General features: G+C 59.8%; 3 protein-coding genes. All 3 read left to right on the top strand.

What is annotated here, in order from left to right; genetic code table 11:
* Positions 1-46 precede the first annotated feature (46 nt).
* Positions 47-1,336 (top strand): MFS transporter, encoded by a 1,290-nt coding sequence (locus AWB68_RS43330; RefSeq protein ID WP_374729665.1) that lies wholly within the window; start codon positions 47-49, stop codon positions 1,334-1,336.
* A 192-nt stretch (positions 1,337-1,528) separates the two neighbouring features.
* Positions 1,529-2,686, top strand: coding sequence for a porin (locus tag AWB68_RS43335; protein WP_087650242.1), 1,158 nt, complete (start codon positions 1,529-1,531; stop codon positions 2,684-2,686).
* 438 nt (positions 2,687-3,124) lie between these two features.
* Positions 3,125-3,384, top strand: a 260-nt coding sequence (locus AWB68_RS43345; RefSeq protein WP_087650243.1) for a transporter, incomplete at its 3' end; no start/stop codon positions are given.

A 3,384-nucleotide genomic window follows, 5' to 3' on the forward strand; every position in this document is an offset into this window, starting at 1 on the left:
GGCATTTGCAGCAGCAATAACAGGAGACAGAATTGTGGCAGTGAATATGCAAGAAATAGCGTCCTATGACGGTGAGCGCCCGCAGCGCATCCGCGGTTATGCATGGGTCATTTTTGCGCTGACATTCGGACTGCTTTTGTCCGACTATATGTCGCGGCAAGTGCTCAGCGCGGTCTTTCCACAAATAAAGGCGGACTGGGGGTTGTCCGACGCTCGGCTCGGAGCGCTCAGCGGCATTGTCTCGCTGGCGGTTGGCATCCTGGCGTTCCCCATCTCGCTTGCGGCCGACCGATGGGGTCGCGTACGCAGCGTGACCATCATGGCGGCGATCTGGAGCATCGCGACCTTGCTGTGCGGCCTGTCGCACAACTACTTCACGTTGCTGTCGGCGCGCTTTCTGGTCGGTGTCGGCGAAGCCGCTTACGCCAGCGTTGGCATGGCCATTCTCATCAGCATGTTTCCCGCACGGCACACCTCCACGGTAACTGGCGCATTTTTCGCGGGCGGCATGGTCGGGTCAGTCATGGGGATCGGGTTTGGCGGTTCACTGGCAAGCCACTTTGGTTGGCGCAGTGCGTTCGTTGGCATGGCAGTCTTTGGCATCGCGCTGACCGTGCTCTATATGATGGTCGCCAGTCCGTCGCGGATCGAAGGGGCGAAAGGCCAATCAAGCGGCAACAGGCAAACCAAATCGCTGGCGCCGGTCCGCGTCAGGCAGGTGCTGAAAGACCTGTTCTCCTCTCCGGTATTGATCTGCGTCTATATCGGTAGTGGCCTGCAGCTCTTCATCAGCGGTGGCCTGCTTGCGTGGCTGCCGAGTTTCCTGAATCGGGTCTATGACATGCCCCTGAGCAAGGCGGGTGGCGTCGCAGCAATCTTCGTCCTTTGCGGCGCATGTGGAATGCCCCTGTGCGGCGCACTGTCCGATCGCCTGGGACGTGATTCGCCGCGACGGAAAATGCTCCTGGCGATCACCTTTAACCTGGCCTGCGGAGTATTGCTGTTCGCGGCATTCCAGTTTCCCGTCGGTCCAGTCCAACTCACTCTCATCGCATTGGCGATGTTCTTTAGCGCTGGCATTATGGGCCCGGCCGGTACGATGGTCGCGAATCTGACGCCCAAGGCGATTCACAGTACAGCCATGGCAACGCTCGCCCTGGCCCTCAACGTTCTTGGGCTGGCGCCGGGTTCCGTTGTGACGGGCGCATTGGCAGACCGACTCGGCCTGGCGCCCGCCTTGCAACTGTTGCCACTCGCCAGTGTCGCGTCCACCGTCGTCCTGTTGATTGGCGTGCGTTATCTGCGTGGCGCGCGAGGTTATGGTGCAAATAGCTAACGTGACCAAGACGTTTCATGTAAATCGGGATGCCTTATCGATTGGACAGGCAGCGTTCCAGATGGAGGGCGCGTCCTTGAGCGCGAGAGCGGTCGGCCTGACACGCCGACGCAACAGCAAATCATTTTCAAACAAGCAACAACTAATAAGCCTCCGGTTCCACCCGGAGGCCCCACGACCGGAGGAGAAAAAATGAAATCAACGTTAAAGTTAAAATTGAGCAGTGCCGCGGCGCTGGTGATGTTCGCCACCGCCGCCCACGCCCAATCGTCGGTGACGCTCTACGGCGTCGTCGACACCGGACTGCTGTATCAAAGCACCTCGGCGGCATCGTTCCAGCCGCACGCACCGAACCTGGGCCATGTTTATCAACTCAAGGACGGCGGCATCTATTCGAGCTACTGGGGCTTGAAGGGAAGCGAAGACATCGGCGGCGGCTACAAGATCAACTTCAAGCTGCAGGGCGCATTCAACACCACGAACGGCAAGTTTGGACTGTCTGACACGCCGGGTACGACCGCGATCTTCAACCAGTTCGCGACAGTCGGGGCATCCGGCCCGTTCGGCTCGATCGACGCCGGCCGGCAGATCATCCCGATGATCTACGCGATGTCGGAAACCGATGTCCGCGGCGCGCAGTATTTCGGCAGTATCCTGACTGCGTGGCTGGGCGTGAATCAGGCGGCCGGCTGGCCCGGCACCAGCACGAACGCCCCGATCGGCGCCCTGTATGACAGCAACGCGCTGGTCTACAATTCGCCTAAATTCTACGGCGCCTCGCTCGCGCTCGAGTACGCGCCGGGCGGTGTTGCCGGTCAGTTCCAGGGCGGCACGCGCGAGTCGGCGGTGCTCAAGTATTCGAACTACGGTCTGAATCTCGCCGCGGTGTACTACAACGGGCACGACACCAATCCGTTTCCGCTGACCTATCCGGCGGCGCCGGCCGTGCCCGCGACGGGTCTGGCCAACAATCGCTTCTACTATCTCGGTGCGATGTACACGATCAGCGGGTTCTCGATATCCGCCTCGTACGGCATCGGCAAAAACCCGGCGAATACCAACACCGCGGACTTCGAAATGGCATCGGGCGGCCTGGGCTACCAGTTCAGCCCGCGCTTCAAGGTCACGTCCGGCTTCTATTACCTGAAGGACCGGAACCATTCGGCGAATCATTCGAGCGAAGTCGCGGTGGGTGCTGAATACAACGTGTCCCAGCGGACCAAGGCGTACGCGCAAGTCGGGTATGTCAACAACGATGGCACCATGAACCAGACGGTCGTCTATGGGGCTCCCGTCGCGCCGGGCAAGTCCACTACGGCGGCGATGGTCGGCATCCGCCATACCTTCTGATTTGGCAACCTTCAACCCACATATCGGTATCGGTGTCCCGAGTCTGAAGTTCGCTTAAAACATTTCGATTCACGGAGGGTATTTGGCCAGCGCGAGACAAGCTGTATCAGGTGCGTAGGCAGGGCCGTGGCATCCAGATAAACAGAAGGATAGTCATGAATAGAGCGAAAAACTCGTTGCGCGAGATTGTCGAGCACTGGCTGGCCCCGATCCGGCGAACGGGCTTCGGGTGACCGAGTTCAGAAACAGACGGTCCAAACACGAATGCCATGTGTGCGTCGAGACCTTAACGGCGGCAGGTCCGGTTGCGCTGTTCTTTTTTCGTCACCAAGACGGCGCGTGGCGCATATTTCCACCGAGTCGGGAACGGCCTGCAATGCGTGCCGCCTGAAATTCAACGAACTTTTAACTCAACACACTAGCGTCGGGGAGTATTCAATGAAGAGCATCAAGACATTCAGGCTGGCTGTTGGAGCCGTAATCGTCGCAACATCCATGACCGCATGGTCCCAGACCAGCGACACGGCCAGTACGTCGGGTGCATCCGCAATGGCGGCGTCGGGTTCAGCGGCCCCGGCCACGGGACGCAAGGCGAATCGCGCGCTGCGGCGGCAGGTTTATAACGCCATCGCAAAGCACAAGGAGATCAGTGCCGGCAATATCAGCGTCGTTGCAAGGGACGGCGCGGTGACGCTTAG

This window comes from Caballeronia choica (assembly GCF_001544535.1).
Taxonomy (GTDB): domain Bacteria; phylum Pseudomonadota; class Gammaproteobacteria; order Burkholderiales; family Burkholderiaceae; genus Caballeronia; species Caballeronia choica.